The following is a 17,534-nucleotide window of genomic DNA, read 5'->3' on the forward strand; positions in this document are numbered from 1 at the left end:
ATCATGCTCTGGGCCTGTATCCTGCTGCCGCAGCTGGCACTCGATGCCGTGCTGCGTGCTCGCGACGACGTCGACACGCCGCTGGTGCTGCTCAGCGGCCCGGCCCAGCGCCGGGTCTTGCAGGCGGTCAATCCACCGGCGGCCGCCTTGGGCCTGCGCGCCGGACAGTCGCTGACCACCGCCCAGGCCCTGGCCGGCAGTTTTACCTGCGTCGAGCACGACCCGGCAGCCATCGAGCAGTGGCAGCAATTTTTGGCCGCCTGGGCCTACCGCTTCAGCTCCCAGGTCAGCCTGCATTACCCGCGGGTGCTGTTGCTCGAAGTCGAATCCAGCCTCGGCCTGTTCGGGCCCTGGCCAGCCTTTGAAGCGCGGCTGCGTGCCGAGCTGAGGGCCCTGGGTTTTCGTCACCGTATTGTCCTGGCCAGCAACCCGGTGGCGGCGCGCATGCTCGCCAATGTTCACGATGGCCTGGCCCTGGAGTGCCCGGAGCAAACCCGCGTGGCGCTGGAGCAGATGCCCATCGACCGTGTCGGCCTGCCCGCCGAGGCCGCCAGCGCCTTTGCGCGCATGGGCCTGCGCCAGCTCGGCCAGGTCCTGGCCTTGCCTCGTGACGCTCTGACCCGGCGCTTTGCCGCACCGGTGCAACTGCACCTGGACCGCCTGCTCGGGCGGCGACCCATGGCCCTGGAATTCTATTTGCCGCCGGACCGCTTCGATGCGCGCCTGGAACTGAACTTCGATGTCGAGTCCCATCAGGCCTTGCTGTTCCCCCTGCGTCGGCTGATCAACGACCTTGCCGCCTTCCTTGCCGGGCGTGACAGCGGCGTGCAGCGCTTTGCCCTGCACCTGGAGCATGCCGAAGGGCCCGACACCTGCGTGCCGGTCGGCCTGCTGGCGGCCGAGCGTGACCCGTCGATGCTGTTCGAGCTGGCCCGTGGCCGCCTTGAGCAACTGCAGATTGCCGCACCGGTGCGCAACCTGCGCCTGCTGGCCGAAGACCTGCCGGCGTTTGTGCCACAACGCACCGAGCTGTTCGACCCGCGCCCACAGCAGAACCAGCCCTGGGAGCAACTGCGCGAACGCCTGCGCGCACGGCTTGGCGACGAGGCGGTGCGCGGTCTCACGGCCCAGGCCGATCACCGCCCGGAATGCGCCTGGCACAGCGGTAACGGGCCGCGTCAGGCGCCGCCATTGTCGAGTGCGCCGCGCCCGGGCTGGTTGCTGGTCGAGCCCCAGGCCTTGCCGGGGACTGGCGTGCACCTGCTGACCGGCGCCGAACGCATCGAGTCCGGCTGGTGGGACGGCGGCGATGTGCGCCGTGACTACTACCGGGTGCGCACCGCCAGCGGTTTGCAGGGCTGGGCCTACCGCACCCTCGGTGAAGACGGCCCGTTGTGGCTGCAGGGCTGGTTCGCATGAACACGCCGGGTTACGCCGAACTGCATTGCCTGTCCAACTTCAGTTTCCAGCGTGGCGCCTCCAGTGCCCAGGAGCTGTTCCAGCGTGCCCGCCAGCATGGCTACCAGGCCCTGGCGATCACCGACGAGTGCACCCTGGCCGGTATCGTCCGCGCCTGGCAGGCGGCCAGGGCGGCGGACCTGGCGCTGATCGTCGGCAGCGAAGTGCGCCTGCACGACGGCCCCAAGCTGGTGCTGCTGGCGGAGAACCTCACGGGTTACCAGCACCTGTGCAAGCTCATCACCCTCGGCCGGCGACGGGCGAAGAAGGGCGAGTACCAGTTGCTGCGCGAAGATTTCGACAAACCCCTGGAAGGCCTGTTGGCGCTATGGGTGCCGGACGGCGCCGAGCATGACCTGGCCACCGGCCGCTGGTTGCGCGAGGTGTTCGCCGAGCGGCTATGGCTGGCGGTCGAGCTGCACCGTGGCCCGGATGACCCGCGGCGCCTGCAACAACTGCTGGCCCTGGCCGACAGCCTCGGCATCGCCGCGGTGGCCAGCGGCGATGTGCACATGCATGCCCGCGGCCGCCGCGCCCTGCAGGACAGCATGACTGCCATCCGCCATCACTGCAGCGTTGCCGAGGCCGGGCAGCGCCTGTTCGCCAATGGCGAGCGGCACCTGCGCCCGCTGGCGCAACTGGCCGAGCTGTATCCGCCGGCATTGCTTGAGGAAAGCCTGCGCATTGCCGCGCGTTGCCGTTTCGACCTTGGCCAGTTGCGCTATCAATACCCCCGCGAACTGGTGCCTGAAGGCCAGACGGCCAGCGCCTGGCTGCGTCATCTGTGCGAGCAGGGCCAGCGCTGGCGTTGGCCCGAAGGTATCGGCGACAAGGCTCGCCAGTCCCTGGAGCATGAGCTGGAACTGATTGCCGAGCTCAACTACGAAAGCTACTTCCTTACCGTTCACGACATCGTCAACTTTGCCCGGGGCCAGGGCATTCTCTGTCAGGGGCGTGGCTCGGCGGCCAACTCGGTGGTGTGCTTCGTGCTCGGCATCACCGAGCTCGACCCGATGAAAAGCCACCTGCTGTTCGAGCGCTTTTTGTCCCGCGAGCGCGACGAGCCGCCGGACATCGACGTCGACTTCGAACACGATCGCCGCGAAGAGGTGCTGCAGTACGTGTTCCGCCGCTATGGCCGTCACCGCGCGGCACTCACCGCAGTGGCCAGCACCTATCACGCCGCCGGTGCGGTGCGCGATATCGCCCGGGTGCTGGGTTTGCCGGTGCAGCAGATCAACGCCCTGGCTGATTGCTGCGGGCGCTGGAGCGACCGCCTGCCACCACCCGAGCAACTGCGCGAAGCCGGTTTCGACCCCGACAGCCCGTGGCTGCGCCGGGTGCTGGCGTTGACCGGCGAACTGATCGGTTTTCCCCGCCACCTGTCCCAGCACCCGGGTGGCTTCGTGATTTCCGAACAGCCGCTGGACAGCCTGGTGCCGGTGGAAAACGCCGCCATGGACGAGCGCACGGTGATCCAGTGGGACAAGGACGACCTCGACCTGGTCGGCCTGCTCAAGGTCGATATCCTTGCCCTGGGCATGCTCAGCGCCTTGCGCCGTTGTTTCGACCTGCTGTATCGCCATCGCGGCCGCGAGCTGACCCTGGCAAGCATCCCGGCCGACTGCACGGCGACCTACGACATGATCGGCCGCGCCGACACCGTCGGCGTATTCCAGATCGAGTCGCGGGCGCAGATGGCCATGCTGCCGCGGCTCAAGCCGAAGAACTTCTACGACCTGGTGATCGAGGTGGCTATCGTCCGCCCCGGGCCGATCCAGGGCGACATGGTTCACCCCTACCTGCGCAGGCGCCAGGGGCTTGAGCCGGTGAGCTATCCGTCCGAGGCGCTGAAGCAGGTCTTCGAACGCACCCTCGGTGTGCCGCTGTTTCAGGAACAGGTGATGGAACTGGCCATGGTTGCCGGCGGTTATTCGGCGGGCGAGGCCGACCAGTTGCGCCGGGCCATGGCCGCCTGGAAGCGCCACGGCGGCCTGGAGCCGCACCGCGAACGGCTGACCCGGGGCATGCTCGACAACGGCTACAGCGCAGCATTTGCCGAACGCATCTTCGAGCAGATCAAGGGCTTTGGCAGTTATGGTTTTCCTGAATCCCACGCCGCCAGCTTCGCCTTGCTGACCTACGCCAGTTGCTGGCTCAAGTGTCATGAACCGGCGATCTTTGCTTGCGCGTTGATCAACAGCTGGCCCATGGGCTTCTACAGCCCCGACCAGATTTTGCAGGACGCCCGCCGCCACCGTATCGAGATCCGTCCGGTGGATGTCTGCCACAGCGACTGGGACTGCAGCCTGGAGCCGGGGGCAGGGCAGGCCCTGGCCATTCGCCTGGGCCTGCGCCAGGTGCGCGGCTTTCGTCAGCAGGATGCCCAGCGTATCGAACAGGCCCGGGCCGAGCGCGGCTGGCGTGATGTCAGCGACCTGTGCGAGCGGGCGCGCCTGGATGCCCGTGGCCGTGAGTTGTTGGCCGATGCCGGGGCCTTGCGTGGCCTGGCCAGCGACCGCTACCGGGCGCGCTGGAGCGTGGCGGCGGTGCAGGCGCAGTTGCCGTTGTTCGCCGGCATCGAGGCCCCGCTGGAAGAGCCGGTGGATTTACCGCAGCCGTCGCTGAGCGAGGACATGTTCGCCGACTACGCCAGCGTCGGCACCACCCTCGGCCCGCATCCGCTGACCTTGCTGCGCCGCCGCCTCAATGCCCTGGGTTGCCGCAGTGCGCAGGCGCTGGAGCAGGCCGGGCACGGCGACCGGGTCAGCGTGGCGGGGCTGGTGACCGGGCGTCAGCGGCCGGGGACGGCCAGCGGGGTGACTTTCGTCACCCTTGAAGACGAGTTCGGCAACGTCAACGTAGTGGTCTGGCGCGACCTGGCCGAGCGTCAGCGCCGGGTGCTGGTGGGCTCGCAACTGCTGCGGGTGACTGGGCGGCTGGAGTGCGAGAGCGGGGTGCGGCACCTGATTGCCCAGCGCCTGGAGGATCTGAGCCCGCTGTTGCAGGGGCTGGATGTGCGGAGCCGGGATTTCCATTGATTGGGGCTGCTACGCAGCCCATCGCCGGCAACGCCGGCTCCCACAGGGGATCGGTGTGCGCCGCCCTTGTGGGAGCTGGCTTGCCAGCGATGAGGCCCTCAGAAACGCCTCAAACCATCGACAGATGCTGCTTGCGCGTCGGCGGCGCAAAGGCCCGGTCAATCGCCCGCAAGTCTTCACTGCTGAGCACCAGGTTGGCCGCCGCCGCATTCAGGCGCACATGCTCAAGGTCTACCGCCTTGGGAATGGCGATCACGTCGTCCTGGCGAATCACCCAGGCCAGGCTCACCTGCGCCGGCGTCGCGCCATGGCGCTCGGCAATCTCGGCCAGGGTCGGGTGCTTGAGCAAGCGCCCGGCCTGGGCCAGCGGGCAGTAGGCCATGGTCGGCAGCTGGCGCTTGTGGCTCCAGGGCAGCAAGTCGTATTCGATGCCGCGCTGGGACGGGTTGTACAGCACCTGGTTGACGGCGCAATCGCGGCTCACCTGATACAGCTCGCGCAGGTCGTCGACATCGAAGTTGGATACACCCCAACGGCCGATCTTGCCCTCGGCACGCAAGCGCTCGAAGGCTTCGACGGTTTCGGCCAGCGGGTACTGGCCGCGCCAGTGCAGCAGGTACAGGTCGATATGCTCGGTGCCAAGGCGTTGCAAGCTACGTTCGCAAGCTGCCGGAATGCCTTTGAGGCTGGCGTTGTGCGGGTACACCTTGCTGACCAGAAACACCTGGTCGCGACGCCCGGCAATGGCCTTGCCGACAACCTTTTCCGCGCCACCTTCGGCGTACATCTCGGCGGTATCGATCAGGCTCAGGCCCAGTTCGATGCCGTGCTGCAAGGCGGCGACTTCGGCGTGCTGCCGGCCCGGGTCTTCGCCCATGTACCAGGTACCCTGGCCAATCCTGGAAAGCCTGGAGGATGGCGTTTGCAATCGTGCGTGGAGGTCCTTTCTATCAGTCATCAGCAATTGAGTCCGTAGTTCTTGAAAATGGTGCGGGCAACGGCCAGAAAAGGTTCATTTGGCGCCAGGTGGCTTCTGGCATCTTCGAGCAATTGCCGGGCGTGCTCCTTGAGATCTTGCTTGAGCGCCGGATTGTCAGCCTGGCGCATCATCTCAATGGCTTTGAGCGCTCGTTCCAGTGCCGCCTTGACGCTTTTTTCCTTGAGCTGCCGTTGTTCGACGAGGTCGCGACGCAGTAATCCGTACACTTCGATGGAGACCTGCCCCTTCGGGCTGGGCACCAGGTTGGCATCTATCTGGATTGTCCTGGGGCGGACCAGGCCCTTGGCAAGAAACTCCAGGTGCTGCTCGGGGTCATCCACGCAAGGATTGAGCAGCAGCTCTACTTCATTTTTTTGCGCGGCGTGGTCGCGCCAGCGCAACATCTCATTGACCACAGGGAACAGATTGGCTTTGCCAGACATGCCCGTGCTGTCATCGGCGAAGGTCTTGCCGCGTTTACGGTTGCAATCGATGCACGACGGTAGCAGGTTGTCCCAGTCGGCGGCGAGCCAGTAGTAGCCGGGTTTGCTCATCTTGCCATTGATCACCACTGCGCCTTTGGGGCGAAAGTGCTCGATGTCTTCCGGTCCACCGGCGGCGTAATTGAATTCGCAGTAAGCACATTTCTTGTGGAACAGTACGCGCAGGGCTTCGACGATTTCCGGGTCTTTGTAGACGCTGAACTCGAAGGGCGGCGACGGGGTTCCAGGCGTGGCATTGACGATATGCGCGATCGCGCGCAGGGTCTCGTCCTGGCCGGCTGACTGCGCCCCATCGAGCACGCTCGGAGCGGCGCCGCGTTGTACCCTGATCATGATTCAGGCCCTTTCCCGTCGTGCGCCACAGGCTGGGCGGGTTCAAGCTGGATTTCCGCCCACAGGCTCTTGAGTTCGATGAGCGCGTCATGCTCATCCTCCGCCGGCAGCTCGCGGGCGCTAGCCATGCGCTCGGCCAGGAACCTGTCGGCCGCTTCATAAACCATGTGTTCCCGTGGCGTCAGGCCCATCTTGTTATTGCCGCGCAACTGCTCGCTGACGGCCTGCAGGCGATCCTGCTGGCCAGGGCTGCGTTGCTCCATGGCCAGCAGGCGGTAGTACTCCTCGAACAGGCGGTCGATCTCCACGTCCTCGGTCGAATGCAGGCCGAAGTACTCTGAAGCCAGCAGTTGATCGACGCGCATGAAGCGCGGGGAGGGCAGTTCAGTGTTCTTTGTGGTCATGGCCGTGACCGGGCCGTCGAGCGTGCGGGTCAGTACGGCGATTTCACTGCTGTCCAGTCCCCTGAGGGTGAGGGGTTCATGGCTGGTGGCAATGAACTGGACCCGCGGAAATACCTCGCGCAGGCGCTGCACAATGCGCATTCGCCAGCGCGGATGCAAATGGGCGTCGACTTCGTCGATCAGCACAATGCCTTCAGCCGAGGACATATCCTGCCAGCCCAGGCGCATGATGCTCATGATGTCCATGGCCAACGCCAGCACGGCCTGGTAGCCACTGCTGACGGCGGTCAGGGTATCTTGCCCGGAGGGGCTCTTGACGATGATCTGATGGTTGCGGCGAACCAGTTCGACGCCGTCGGCGCTGGGCAGCAACGACGCCAGTGAGCGGGCGAAGCGATTGAATTCTGCCGAACTGGCGGTGTTGAGCCAGGGTACTCCGTTGTCGAGGAAACGTGTCGGGTCGAACAGGTTTTCCACTTTGCTTCGGGCAGCAGCAGACGGGTCGGTTGGCTGTGGTTTACCCATCAAACGCGTCGCGCCATAAGCCAGTACCATGACTTTGGGCTCCGCTGGCTTGATGCTGATTTTATTGCCACGCCGGGTCAGGGTCATGACGATAGGTTCCGACATGCCGGACAGCTCGACCCTGACTTCGCCGCGGGCCGCGCCTTTTTGCAGCAGGTCGGTGGCCTGTACGCCCAACCGTTCGACACCGCTCTGGCCAATCAGCGCGCACGCCAGTGCCTGGAGCAAGGTGCTCTTGCCCGTGCCGTTCTCACCGAGCAGCATGTACCAGGAGCCGACCTTGCCATCGCTGAACGAGGGCTCGAGTTGCAGGTGGTCAACCGCGCGGACATGCCTGAACTCCACGCGCTCGATGTACTGGGACATCCGATACAGTTGTTCTGGCGGCTGCGATTGCTCGATCGAGAATGACTCCAGCTCCTTGGTTCTTTGTGTCAGGTTTCTGGAGGCATCGCGCAGCGTCTTGCTGTTACTCGCGCTGCTTGAGGCACCCAGCGCGGTATTGAAGCTGAGGAAGTCAGCCATGCGCTTATGGCTGCTGGGGAACTGCGCGACCACTTTCTCCGCCCAGGCCCGGACAAACTGGCGGCGCATGGCGCAGAACGGGCTCTGCGGCCTGACCATTTGAGCCAGGTACTCCAGGCTCTTTTTGTCGGGGCGCCTGTTCTTCATCAGCGCTTGCAGATGTTCGAGGTTGCGCAGGTCATCCGACCTGGCCTTGATCAGGTTGCTGCGGTTAAGCCCCAGCACGTCGATGGTGGCCTGACCGCGTTCGGTTTCGCTGGTGATCTTGCCATCGCTGAGGAACAGGAACACCCCATCAAGGTCATCTTCAGCGGGATCGAGCAGCAGGTTCTTTTCCTGGCGCAGGGCTTCACCGATTGCACCGACTCTGGCCCGTGGCCCTTGCACCGGGAAGCGCGGCCCTTTGAGTGCGTTGCATTCAGCGCAACTGGGCAGGTAGTTGCTCCACTCGAACGCCAACCACCAATAGTGGTCATCGGACACGCCGCCACTGAAGTCAGTGCTGCCGTAGCGCGGCCTGAACAGCTCGATTTCCGGGCGGCTGACCAACTGCTCGCAATACGCGCACTTGTTGACCTGGCGCTCGCTCCAGAGCAGACGAATATCCGGGTGCAGGCGTGCGGCGATGCGTTGGAAGCCAAAGCGCGCCTGAGCCCTTTTCGCCGCAGGCTGTTGGTAGAACGCCTCGGCATCACTGCGTAGCCTGGTAAACGCCGCTGAAGAAAACACCTCTGGCATTGGCCCGCGTTCGATCCTGATCATCGGGTTAGTCTCCAGTGAGGAGGGTATTACTGCTGTGCACAATCACCTGACTATAGCTGCTGGAACGGCGGTGATGGCGATGAAGCATCATTGGCCTATAGTCGAGGCGTCAGCACAGGAGATTTTGCACATGGCGCGGCAACTCGTGATATGCCTGGATGGGACTAACAACCGCTTCAGCCAGCAACCGACGCACATTCTGCGCCTTGTGCGGGCGCTCAACCCTGACCCGCAGCAAGTCCTGTCTTACTATGACCAGGGCGTCGGTACGTTCGGCCTCAAGGAAACCCTGTTCGAATGGCAGAAGCTTCCGGCGCGGATCTTTGGCCTGGCCTTCGGCTGGGGGCTCAAACGCAATGTCGAGGGTGCGTACCGTTTTCTCGCCGAGCAATACCAGCCGGGCGACCAGGTGTTCGTGTTCGGCTTCTCGCGAGGTGCTTACGCGGCCAGGGCGCTTGCCGCACTGGTGCATGGGTTGGGGCTGGTAGCGGCCCATCAGACCCATCTTTTCGATTATGCCTGGTCCATGCTCCTGGCCCGTGACAAGGACAAGAACAACGAGCCTGATTTTGCCTTGCAGCGCCAGTTCAAGGAAACGTTCGGCCGCGACCTCGACATCACCTTTCTTGGCCTGTTCGACACGGTGAAATCCCTGGGCTGGATTTATGACCCGGTCAGTATTCCCTATACCGCCAGTAACCCGAGTGTGCTGAAGGTGCGCCATGCCGTGTCGCTCGATGAGCGGCGTTGTTTCTTTCGCCAGCACTTGTGGCGGGCCAAGCCGACGGACTCGACCGATGTCAAAGAGGTGTTTTTTCGTGGCGTGCACTGTGATGTCGGTGGTGGCTATGCGGTTGCCGAATCACCGCTGGCCCTGGTGGCCTTGCGCTGGATGTTTGCCCAGGCCGGTGCGGCAGGTTTGGCACTGGACGCCCAGGCTTGTCAGGCACAATTGAACCCGTTGGCCGGCGTGGCACCGGATCCTCTGGCAAATTCCCATGACTCGATGAACCATGCCTGGCGGGTCGCCGAATGGGTGCCGCGGCTGGTATGGAGCAAAGGCAGGCGCAAGCTGGTCATTGGCGCCATGCCGCCGTTTCGCCAGCCTTACCCCAGAGTATTGCCAAATGCCCTGCTGGTGCATGAATCGGTTGATGCGCGAATCAAGGCCGGCGGTTACGCGTCGGCAAGCATTATCAACGGTGTCACCCAGGTGACGTATGTCGCCGATCTGCCTTGAGTGAGCATGCTCACCCTGGCGGATTGCCGGCGGTGCACTCCAGCAGAACGTCCAGCAGCGCCTGGGCCGCTGCCGAGAGTTTATGGTCGGCCAGCAGGGTCACGCCAATACGCCGTTCTATACTCGGCTCCACCAGCGGCACGCAACGCGCGCCCAGCTCCTGCATCTGGCCGATGCACAGGGCCGGCACGGCACTGACGCCCAGGCCATTGGCAACCATGCGGCCGATGGTCGACAACTGATGGCTTTCAAAGGCCACCGCCAGCTTGCCGTGTTCGGCGGCCAGGTGCTGCTCCAGCAGCAGGCGCACTGCCGAGGGGCGTTGCAGGGCGATGAAGTCTTCTGCCAGCAGTTCGCGCCAGCTCACCTGCGGCTGTTGCGCCAGCGGTGAATCGGCCGGCACCACGGCGACGAAGCGGTCCAGGTACAGCGGCCTGAAACACAGTGGCTCGCTGGCTTCGGGTTCGAAGCCGATGCCCAGTTCGACGCGCCGGTGGCGGACCAGTTCCAGCACCTGTTCGTTGATGACGTCGTGCACAGTGACGTTGACCCGCGGGTAGCGCTGGCGAAACACCTTCAGCGCCGCCGGCAGCAGGTTACCGGCAAAGGCCGGCATGGCGGCGATCGATACTCGCCCAAGCTGCAGGGTAAAGCGCTGGCGCAGCAGTTCTTCGGTGTTGTCCCAGTCGGCCAGCAGTTGCCGGGCCAGCGGCAGCAGCACTTCGCCCTCCGGGGTCAGGCTGACGCTGCGGGTGGTGCGGCTGAGCAGGGCGCCGCCGAGGTTGTCCTCCAGGGCCTTGATGGTCAGGCTCAGGGCCGGCTGCGACAGGTGCAGTTGTTCGCCCGCCTGGGCAAAGCTCTGGTACTTGGCGACGGTGACGAAGGCGCGCAGCTGTTTGACGTTCATTTGGCTAGACTATTCTTTTGAAAAATTAATCAATCGATCATAAAAACAAAATTAACAAATAAGTGCTCAGGGGTGAAGATGGTTCAAACGCTCGCCGACACCCCTGTCGGATCAACAACTACAAAAGGCGGATCAGCATGGCCGGACTGGACAAGCGCGTAGCAACCTATGAACAGGCCCTTGAAGGCCTGACCGACAACATGACGGTACTGGCCGGTGGTTTCGGCCTGTGCGGCATCCCGGAAAACCTCATCGCCGAAATCAAGCGCCGTGGCGTCAGGGGCCTGACCGTGGTTTCCAACAACTGCGGCGTCGACGGCTTTGGCCTGGGCGTGCTGCTGGAAGACCACCAGATCCGCAAGATGGTCGCCTCCTACGTGGGCGAGAACGCCGAATTCGAGCGTCAGTTGCTCAGCGGCGAGCTGGAAGTGGAGCTCACCCCGCAAGGCACCCTGGCCGAGAAGATGCGCGCCGGCGGCGCCGGTATCCCGGCCTTCTTCACCGCCACCGGCTACGGCACCCCGGTAGCCGAGGGCAAGGAAGAGCGCGAGTTCAACGGCCGCAAGTACATCCTCGAAGAAGCCATCACCGGCGACTTCGCCATCGTCAAGGGCTGGAAGGCCGACCACTACGGCAACGTGGTGTACCGCAACACCGCGCAGAACTTCAACCCGCTGGCCGCCACTGCCGGCAAGATCACCGTGGTCGAGGTCGAAGAGATCGTCGAGCCGGGCGTGCTGCTGCCGAGCGAAATCCATACCCCGGGCATCTATGTCGACCGGGTCATCGTCGGCACGTTCGAGAAGCGTATCGAAAAACGCACCGTCAAAGCCTGACCTGACCCCAGAACAACAAAGAGATCCTGACCATGGCACTTACCCGCGAACAAATGGCCCAACGTGTAGCCCGCGAACTCAAGGACGGCTACTACGTCAACCTCGGCATCGGCATCCCGACCCTGGTGGCCAACTACGTCCCGGCCGATATGGACGTGATGCTGCAATCGGAAAACGGCCTGCTGGGCATGGGCGAATTCCCCACCGAAGGGCAACTGGACGCCGACATGATCAACGCCGGCAAACAGACCGTGACCGCCCGCACCGGTGCCTCGATCTTCAACTCGGCCGAGTCCTTCGCCATGATCCGCGGCGGTCATGTCGACCTCACCGTGCTGGGCGCCTTTGAAGTGGACGTGGAAGGCAACATCGCCTCCTGGATGATCCCCGGCAAGCTGGTCAAGGGCATGGGCGGGGCGATGGACCTGGTGGCCGGTGCCGAGAACATCATCGTCACCATGACCCACGCCTCCAAGGACGGCGAGTCCAAGCTGCTGCCGCGTTGCAGCCTGCCGCTGACCGGCGCCGGTTGTATCCGCAAGGTGCTGACCGACCTGGCCTATCTGGAAATCGAGAACGGCGCGTTCATCCTGCGCGAGACTGCGCCGGGGGTGACGGTTGAAGAGATCATCGAGAAGACCGCTGGCAAGCTGATTGTGGCGGATGATGTTAAAGAAATGACCTTCTGATCTGAGTTTTTCGTAGTTCTTGCTGGCCTCATCGCTGGCAAGCCAGCTCCCACAGAGTGGACCTTGTGGGAGCTGGCTTGCCAGCGATGGGGCCTTGTGCCGTTCCGATAAAACCAATAAAAGGAAAATCCCGTGGCCGCTGATATTCAAGACAGCCGCTCCGCCCGTTTCGCCCTGCGTTGCTCGAACTGGGCCGAACGCTGGTTCCCCGATTCCTGGGTGTTCGCTGCCCTGGCCGTGGTGCTGGTATCGGTTGCCGCCCTGGCCATGGGCGGCAAACCCGCCGACACCGCCAAGGCCTTCGGTGACGGCTTCTGGAGCCTGATCCCGTTCACCATGCAGATGGCCTTCGTGGTTATTGGCGGTTATGTGGTGGCCAGCTCGCCACCCGCGGTCAAGCTCATCGACCGCCTGGCGCGAATCCCCAGCAATGGCCGCTCGGCGGTATGCTGGGTAGCGCTGATCTCGATGGTCGCCTCGTTGCTCAACTGGGGTCTGTCGCTGGTGTTCGGTGGTCTGCTGGTCCGCGCCCTGGCGCGCCGCACCGACCTGAAGATGGACTACCGTGCCGCCGGTGCCGCCGCCTATCTGGGCCTGGGCGCCGTTTGGGCCCTGGGCCTGTCATCCTCGGCCGCGCAACTGCAGGCCAACCCGGCCAGCCTGCCGCCGTCGATCCTGGCAATCACCGGGGTGATCCCGTTCACCGAGACCATTTTCCTCTGGCAGTCGGGGGTGATGCTCGCCGCGCTGGTGGTGGTTTCGCTGGTCGTGGCCTACGCCACCGCGCCCGGCCCGAATAGCGCCCGCAGCGCCGAAGCCTGCGGCGTCGATCCGAGCTTCTCGGCACCGCCGACGCCCCAGCGGACCCGCCCGGGCGAGTGGCTGGAGTACAGCCCGATCCTGATCCTGTTGCTGGTGGCGCTGGCGGCCGGCTGGCTGTACAACGAGTTCTCGACCAAGCCTGCGATCACCGCGATTTCCGGGCTGAACACCTACAACCTGCTGTTCATCATGGCCGGGGCCTTGCTGCACTGGCGACCGCGCAGCTTCCTCGATGCGGTGGCCCGTGCGGTGCCGACCACCACCGGGGTGCTGATCCAGTTTCCGCTGTACGGTTCGATCGCGGCGATCCTGACCCAGGTCCAGGGTGCCGATGCGCAGAGCCTGGCGCACCACATCTCGACCTTCTTCGTGCAGATCGCCACCCACGACACCTATGCCTTGCTGATGGGCGTGTACTCGGCGGTGCTGGGTTTCTTCATCCCCTCGGGTGGCGGCAAGTGGATCATCGAAGCGCCCTACGTGATGCTGGTGGCCAATGACCTGCAGTATCACCTGGGCTGGGCGGTGCAGATCTATAACGCCGCCGAAGCGTTGCCGAACCTGATCAACCCGTTCTACATGCTGCCGCTGCTGGGCGTGCTGGGGCTCAAGGCGCGCGACCTGATCGGCTTCTCGTTCGTGCAGTTGCTGGTGCACGTGCCGCTGGTGCTGTTCCTGCTGTGGATCCTCGGCACCACCTTGCAGTACACACCGCCGGTGATGCCAACACCTGCGGGCTGATTGAAACACTGCAAGGCCCGCTCCCACAGTCTGTGTCCAAACACAGATCAGCTTGGGATCATTGCAAAGCCGACGCCAAAGCGGTTCCAGGCGTTGATGGTGGCGATGGCCAGGGTCAGGTTGACCACTTCGGCTTCGCTGAAGTGCTCGAGCAGGGTGCGGTACTGGTGCTCGGGGGCGCGCTGGTCGGGCAGGCGGGTCAGGCTTTCGACCCAGGCCAACGCTGCACGCTCGCGCGGGGTGAAGAATTCGGTCTCGCCCCAGACACTCAAGGTCTGCAGGCGCGCTTCGCTTTCGCCGCTCTTGCGTGCATCGTTGGCGTGCAAGTTGACGCAATAAGCGCAACCGTTGATCTGCGAGGCACGCAGGCGTACCAGTTCCAGCAGCGAGTTCTCCAGCCCGGATTTGCCCAGGGCCATTTCCAGGCCGATCATGGCCTTGTAGGCCTCAGGTGAGTGTTTGGCCCATTCGATACGGTTGCTCATGTGTGCTCTCCATCAAGGTCTGCGGTAGGCGGCAATAGCGCTACCTTACCGCCAGGCCGGGCGAGCCCGAATAGCCAATTTTGTTCTTTGTCAGGAGGCCAATCAACCCATGGCCTGGAGGGTGTCGCGCAGCCGGTCCAGGGCCGGGTCGATGTCCAGCAGTTCGATGGCGCCAAAGCCCAGCAGCAGGCCCTGGCGCACCGGCACCCGGGCATGGAAGGGGGCCAATGAATAGAGGCCGACCTCGACCTTGCGCGCCATGCTGATCAGGAACTCGACGTCCAGGTTACCCCGGGCCAGGGCGCTCATGTGGTAACCGGCAGTGGCCGGCACGACCTCGAACCACGGCGCCAGGTCACCCTGCAGGCGCGCCAGGATCCGTTCGCGGCGCGCGGCGTAGACCTCGTGCACGCGGCGGATGTGCTTAAGCAGCGAGCCTTCGCCGATGAACTGCGCCAGGGCCCACTGGTTGAGGGTCGGGGTATGCCAGTCGGTCAGTTGCTTGGCAATGCAGATCGCTTCGCGCAGCGCTTCGGGGACGATGCAGTAACCCAGGCGCAGCTCCGGCAACAGGGTCTTGGAGAAGGTCCCGACATAGGCCACCAGGCCGTTGCGGTCGAGGCTTTGCAACGAGTCGGTGGGCCGGCCTTCGTAGCGGAATTCGCTGTCGTAGTCGTCCTCGATGATGATCGCGCCCAACTGTGCGGCGCGCGCGAGCAGGGCCTGCCGGCGCGCCGGGCTCATCGGCATGCCCAGCGGAAACTGGTGTGACGGGGTCACGTAGATCAGCCGCGTGCCTGGGGCGATCTGCTCCACACACATGCCTTCAGCGTCGACCGGCACGCACTGCAGTTCGGCGCCCTGGGCCAGGAACAACTGGCGCGCCGGGGTGTAGCCCGGGTCTTCCATTGCCACTTGGCAACCGGGTTCTATCAGCACCCGGGCGATCAGGTCCAGGGCTTGCTGGGCACCGTTGCACACCAGCACATCATTGCTGCTGCAGCGTACGCCGCGGGCGAAGGCGATATGCCGGGCAATCGCCTCGCGCAACTCCGGCAGGCCCTGATGGGCGCTGTAGCGGGCGCTGCTGTGGCGGATCTGGCGCAGGGCGTACTGGTTGCAGCGGCGCCAGTCATCGAAGGGGAACTGCACCTTGCTTGAGGCGCCGCCGATGAAATCGTAGCGCAAGGTCGGCAGTTTGAGGTCCGCCAGCGGGTTGGCGCGGGCCCGCCATTTGGCCAGGGTCGCGGCGCTGGCCAGGGGGATGGCCGCCGTCGGTGCCGGGGTACGGGTCGGGGAAGGGCTGATGAAGGTGCCTTTGCCGACCTGGCCGCTGAGCAGGTTGTCGTAGGTCAGGCGCGAATAGGCTTCGGCCACGGTCTTGCGCGACACCCCCAGTTGTTCGGCCAGCAGGCGGCTGGGTGGCAGTTGCGTGCCGGCGGCCAGGCGGCCGCTGTCGATGCCGTCGCGCAGCTGTTGGTAAAGCTGCTCGGCCAGGCCCTTGCGGCCTTGCAGGCTGATGTGGAGTTCCATGATGAAGGTGCGTCCGCAGGCGTTGTCTGCCGTTCAGGTTACCTGATTCGGCGCCGTTGATCCCCTGGCGCAACGCCAACGCCTGCGGCCGGCAACACCGCCTGCAGTACCTGAACCTGGCCCAGGCCTGCACCGCCCGCGGTTAGTCCCAGGCCGGCGCCAGGCGCTCGGGGCTGGTCAGGCGCAGGCCGCTGTCGAGGGTGGCGATTCTGCCCATGTCTTCATTGCTCAGCTTGAGTTCACGGGCCTTGAGGTTGCTGGCCAGGTTCTCGCGCCGGGTCGAGGACGGGATCACCGCATAGCCCAGTTGCATGGCCCAGGCCAGAGTCACCTGTGCCGGGGTGGCGGCGTGTTGCGCGGCAATCTGCTGGATGACCGGATCCTCCAGGACCTTGCCGTAGCCCAGGGTCATGTACGAGGTCACGGCAACGCCTTGACTGTGCATGAAGTCCACCAGTTTGCGGTTCTGCAGGTACGGGTGCAGCTCGATCTGGTTGGTGGCGATGGCGTCTTTGCCGACCACCTCGATGGCCTGGCGCAGCAGGTCGATGGTGAAGTTGGACACGCCGATCTGCCGGGTCAGGCCCTGTTTTTGAGCTTCGGCCAGGGCGCCCATGAATTCGCTGACGGGCACTGCGCCCTTGGGCGATGGCCAGTGGATCAGGGTCAGGTCCAGGTAGTCGCTGCGCAGCTTGCTCAGGCTGTCCTTGAGGCTGGGGATCAGCTTGTCGGCGGCCAGGTTGTCCGTCCAGATCTTGCTGGTGACAAACAGCTCGTCACGGTCGATGCCGCTGGCGGCCACGGCCTGGCCGACTTCGGCTTCGTTACCGTAGATCTGCGCGGTGTCGATGGCGCGGTAACCGAGTTCCAGGGCGGTGGCCACCGAATCGATCACCACCTGGTCCTTGAGGCGGAAGGTGCCGAGGCCGAGGGCGGGAATAGTCATTAGCGGGTTCCTCCAGTGCGGACGTTGATAAACACGGCGTGCAGTATTGCGACTGTGCGGGCGCAGAAAAATGCCCGTGACGGCACAACCTTTTTGCTTGCAGCGCACGAATGCCCCGGCAGTGGTAGCCTTGCAGGGTCAGTCGCAACGGATTCGCCCATGGCCCAGCACAAGCTCAGCATTCGTCAACGCAACGTTGACAACATCCTTCTGGCGGCCGAAAAGGTCTTTGCCGAAAAAGGCTTCGCCGGCACGGCCATGGCCGACATCGCCGAGGCCGCGGAGCTGCCGCGCAGCAATGTGCACTATTACTTCAGCACCAAGGCCGAGCTGTACCAGGCGGTGCTGTTCGGCCTGCTCGATGTGTGGAAGCAGGATGCCTTGTGCTTCGAGCTGTATGACGATCCGCGCATTGTTTTGAGCAGCTACATCCGGGCCAAGATGAACCATTCGCGTACCCGGCCGCATGGCTCCAAGGTCTGGGCCAACGAAATAATCCATGGCGCACCGAACCTTGGCGCGGCGCTGGATGATCCGCTGTATGACTGGGCGAAGATGAAAGAGGCAAAGATCCGCCAGTGGATCGAGGACGGGCGGATTCTGCCGGTAGAGCCATCGGGCTTGCTGTACATGATCTGGGCTTCGACCCAGCACTATGCCGACTTCAGCCACCAGGTGGGGCTGCTCAATGATCACCAGCCATTGTCGGAGCTGCAGTTCGAGCGGGCGGTGCAGACGGTGACCAGTGTGATCCTCAGGGGTATCGGGTTGGAGCCCTGATCAAAAGCATCGCTGGCAAGCCAGC

14 protein-coding genes are annotated in these 17,534 nt (G+C 64.2%); 7 read left to right on the plus strand and 7 right to left on the minus strand.

Annotation, left to right across the window (positions count from 1 at the left end):
* The first annotated feature begins 3 nt into the window (after positions 1-3).
* Positions 4-1,419 (plus strand): Y-family DNA polymerase, encoded by a 1,416-nt coding sequence (locus tag LOY45_RS11085; RefSeq protein WP_258579133.1) that lies wholly within the window; start codon positions 4-6, stop codon positions 1,417-1,419.
* On the plus strand, positions 1,395-4,499 hold the full coding sequence (locus tag LOY45_RS11090) for an error-prone DNA polymerase (protein WP_258579134.1): 3,105 nt from the start codon (positions 1,395-1,397) through the stop codon (positions 4,497-4,499). Before LOY45_RS11085 ends, LOY45_RS11090 begins: the two co-directional genes overlap by 25 nt.
* A 109-nt stretch (positions 4,500-4,608) precedes the next feature.
* Here LOY45_RS11090 and LOY45_RS11095 read toward each other — a convergent pair whose 3' ends face one another.
* From LOY45_RS11095 to LOY45_RS11105, 3 genes are read right to left on the minus strand one after another with little or no spacing between them, the layout of a single operon-like run.
* On the minus strand, positions 4,609-5,457 hold the full coding sequence (locus LOY45_RS11095) for an aldo/keto reductase (protein ID WP_115087247.1): 849 nt from the start codon (positions 5,455-5,457) through the stop codon (positions 4,609-4,611).
* Positions 5,457-6,314: an HNH endonuclease family protein gene (locus LOY45_RS11100; RefSeq protein ID WP_258579135.1), complete on the minus strand. Its 858-nt coding sequence runs from the start codon at positions 6,312-6,314 to the stop codon at positions 5,457-5,459. Before LOY45_RS11100 ends, LOY45_RS11095 begins: the two co-directional genes overlap by 1 nt.
* Positions 6,311-8,530, minus strand: a complete 2,220-nt coding sequence (locus LOY45_RS11105; protein ID WP_258579136.1) for an AAA family ATPase — start codon at positions 8,528-8,530, stop codon at positions 6,311-6,313. The genes LOY45_RS11100 and LOY45_RS11105 overlap by 4 nt, the downstream gene beginning before the upstream one ends.
* A 34-nt stretch (positions 8,531-8,564) precedes the next feature.
* On the opposite strand from LOY45_RS11105, the gene LOY45_RS11110 reads away from it, so the two are divergent.
* Positions 8,565-9,770 carry a phospholipase effector Tle1 domain-containing protein gene (locus LOY45_RS11110; RefSeq protein ID WP_244211929.1) on the plus strand — a complete coding sequence of 402 codons (1,206 nt, stop codon included), beginning with the start codon at positions 8,565-8,567 and terminating at the stop codon, positions 9,768-9,770.
* A gap of 10 nt (positions 9,771-9,780) precedes the next feature.
* Here the strand turns inward: LOY45_RS11110 and LOY45_RS11115 are convergent, their stop codons facing one another.
* Entirely contained in the window at positions 9,781-10,677 is an 897-nt protein-coding gene (locus LOY45_RS11115; RefSeq protein ID WP_115087243.1) for a LysR family transcriptional regulator, read from the minus strand.
* 137 nt (positions 10,678-10,814) lie between these two features.
* On the opposite strand from LOY45_RS11115, the gene LOY45_RS11120 reads away from it, so the two are divergent.
* From LOY45_RS11120 to LOY45_RS11130, 3 genes are all read left to right on the plus strand, one after another.
* The gene (locus LOY45_RS11120; protein WP_258579137.1) at positions 10,815-11,513 is read left to right on the plus strand and encodes a CoA transferase subunit A; all 699 of its coding nucleotides are present in this window, start codon (positions 10,815-10,817) and stop codon (positions 11,511-11,513) included.
* Positions 11,514-11,545: 32 nt separating this feature from the next.
* A complete protein-coding gene (locus LOY45_RS11125; RefSeq protein ID WP_115087241.1) occupies positions 11,546-12,202 on the plus strand; it encodes a CoA transferase subunit B in 657 nt (218 codons plus the stop codon).
* 132 nt (positions 12,203-12,334) lie between these two features.
* Positions 12,335-13,765 (plus strand): short-chain fatty acid transporter, encoded by a 1,431-nt coding sequence (locus LOY45_RS11130; protein ID WP_134063190.1) that lies wholly within the window; start codon positions 12,335-12,337, stop codon positions 13,763-13,765.
* A gap of 47 nt (positions 13,766-13,812) precedes the next feature.
* Here the strand turns inward: LOY45_RS11130 and LOY45_RS11135 are convergent, their stop codons facing one another.
* The 3 genes from LOY45_RS11135 to dkgB all read right to left on the minus strand — a co-directional run bounded on the left by LOY45_RS11135 (position 13,813) and on the right by dkgB (position 16,729).
* On the minus strand, positions 13,813-14,250 hold the full coding sequence (locus tag LOY45_RS11135) for a carboxymuconolactone decarboxylase family protein (RefSeq protein WP_115087239.1): 438 nt from the start codon (positions 14,248-14,250) through the stop codon (positions 13,813-13,815).
* A gap of 102 nt (positions 14,251-14,352) precedes the next feature.
* Positions 14,353-15,783, minus strand: a complete 1,431-nt coding sequence (gene pdxR, locus LOY45_RS11140; protein ID WP_258579138.1) for a MocR-like pyridoxine biosynthesis transcription factor PdxR — start codon at positions 15,781-15,783, stop codon at positions 14,353-14,355.
* Between the two features lie 142 nt (positions 15,784-15,925).
* Complete coding sequence (gene dkgB / locus LOY45_RS11145; protein WP_233674259.1) at positions 15,926-16,729, minus strand: 2,5-didehydrogluconate reductase DkgB; 804 nt, start codon at positions 16,727-16,729, stop codon at positions 15,926-15,928.
* Between the two features lie 159 nt (positions 16,730-16,888).
* On the opposite strand from dkgB, the gene LOY45_RS11150 reads away from it, so the two are divergent.
* Positions 16,889-17,509 (plus strand): TetR/AcrR family transcriptional regulator, encoded by a 621-nt coding sequence (locus LOY45_RS11150; RefSeq protein ID WP_115087236.1) that lies wholly within the window; start codon positions 16,889-16,891, stop codon positions 17,507-17,509.
* The last annotated feature ends 25 nt before the right edge of the window (positions 17,510-17,534 follow it).

Origin of the sequence: Pseudomonas wadenswilerensis (assembly GCF_024749185.1) — a bacterium.
In the GTDB taxonomy this organism is placed as follows: Bacteria; Pseudomonadota; Gammaproteobacteria; order Pseudomonadales; family Pseudomonadaceae; genus Aquipseudomonas; species Aquipseudomonas wadenswilerensis.

Excerpts from the sequence above, each read along its gene's own strand:
- LOY45_RS11085 (WP_258579133.1), top strand. The coding sequence starts at position 4 with ATGCTCTGGGCCTGTATCCTGCTGCCGCAGCTGGCACTCGATGCCGTG.
- LOY45_RS11095 (WP_115087247.1), bottom strand. The coding sequence starts at position 5,457 with ATGACTGATAGAAAGGACCTCCACGCACGATTGCAAACGCCATCCTCC.
- LOY45_RS11100 (WP_258579135.1), bottom strand. The coding sequence starts at position 6,314 with ATGATCAGGGTACAACGCGGCGCCGCTCCGAGCGTGCTCGATGGGGCG.
- LOY45_RS11105 (WP_258579136.1), bottom strand. The coding sequence starts at position 8,530 with ATGATCAGGATCGAACGCGGGCCAATGCCAGAGGTGTTTTCTTCAGCG.
- LOY45_RS11115 (WP_115087243.1), bottom strand. The coding sequence starts at position 10,677 with ATGAACGTCAAACAGCTGCGCGCCTTCGTCACCGTCGCCAAGTACCAG.
- LOY45_RS11120 (WP_258579137.1), top strand. The coding sequence starts at position 10,815 with ATGGCCGGACTGGACAAGCGCGTAGCAACCTATGAACAGGCCCTTGAA.
- LOY45_RS11125 (WP_115087241.1), top strand. The coding sequence starts at position 11,546 with ATGGCACTTACCCGCGAACAAATGGCCCAACGTGTAGCCCGCGAACTC.
- LOY45_RS11135 (WP_115087239.1), bottom strand. The coding sequence starts at position 14,250 with ATGAGCAACCGTATCGAATGGGCCAAACACTCACCTGAGGCCTACAAG.
- pdxR (WP_258579138.1), bottom strand. The coding sequence starts at position 15,783 with ATGGAACTCCACATCAGCCTGCAAGGCCGCAAGGGCCTGGCCGAGCAG.
- dkgB (WP_233674259.1), bottom strand. The coding sequence starts at position 16,729 with ATGACTATTCCCGCCCTCGGCCTCGGCACCTTCCGCCTCAAGGACCAG.
- LOY45_RS11150 (WP_115087236.1), top strand. The coding sequence starts at position 16,889 with ATGGCCCAGCACAAGCTCAGCATTCGTCAACGCAACGTTGACAACATC.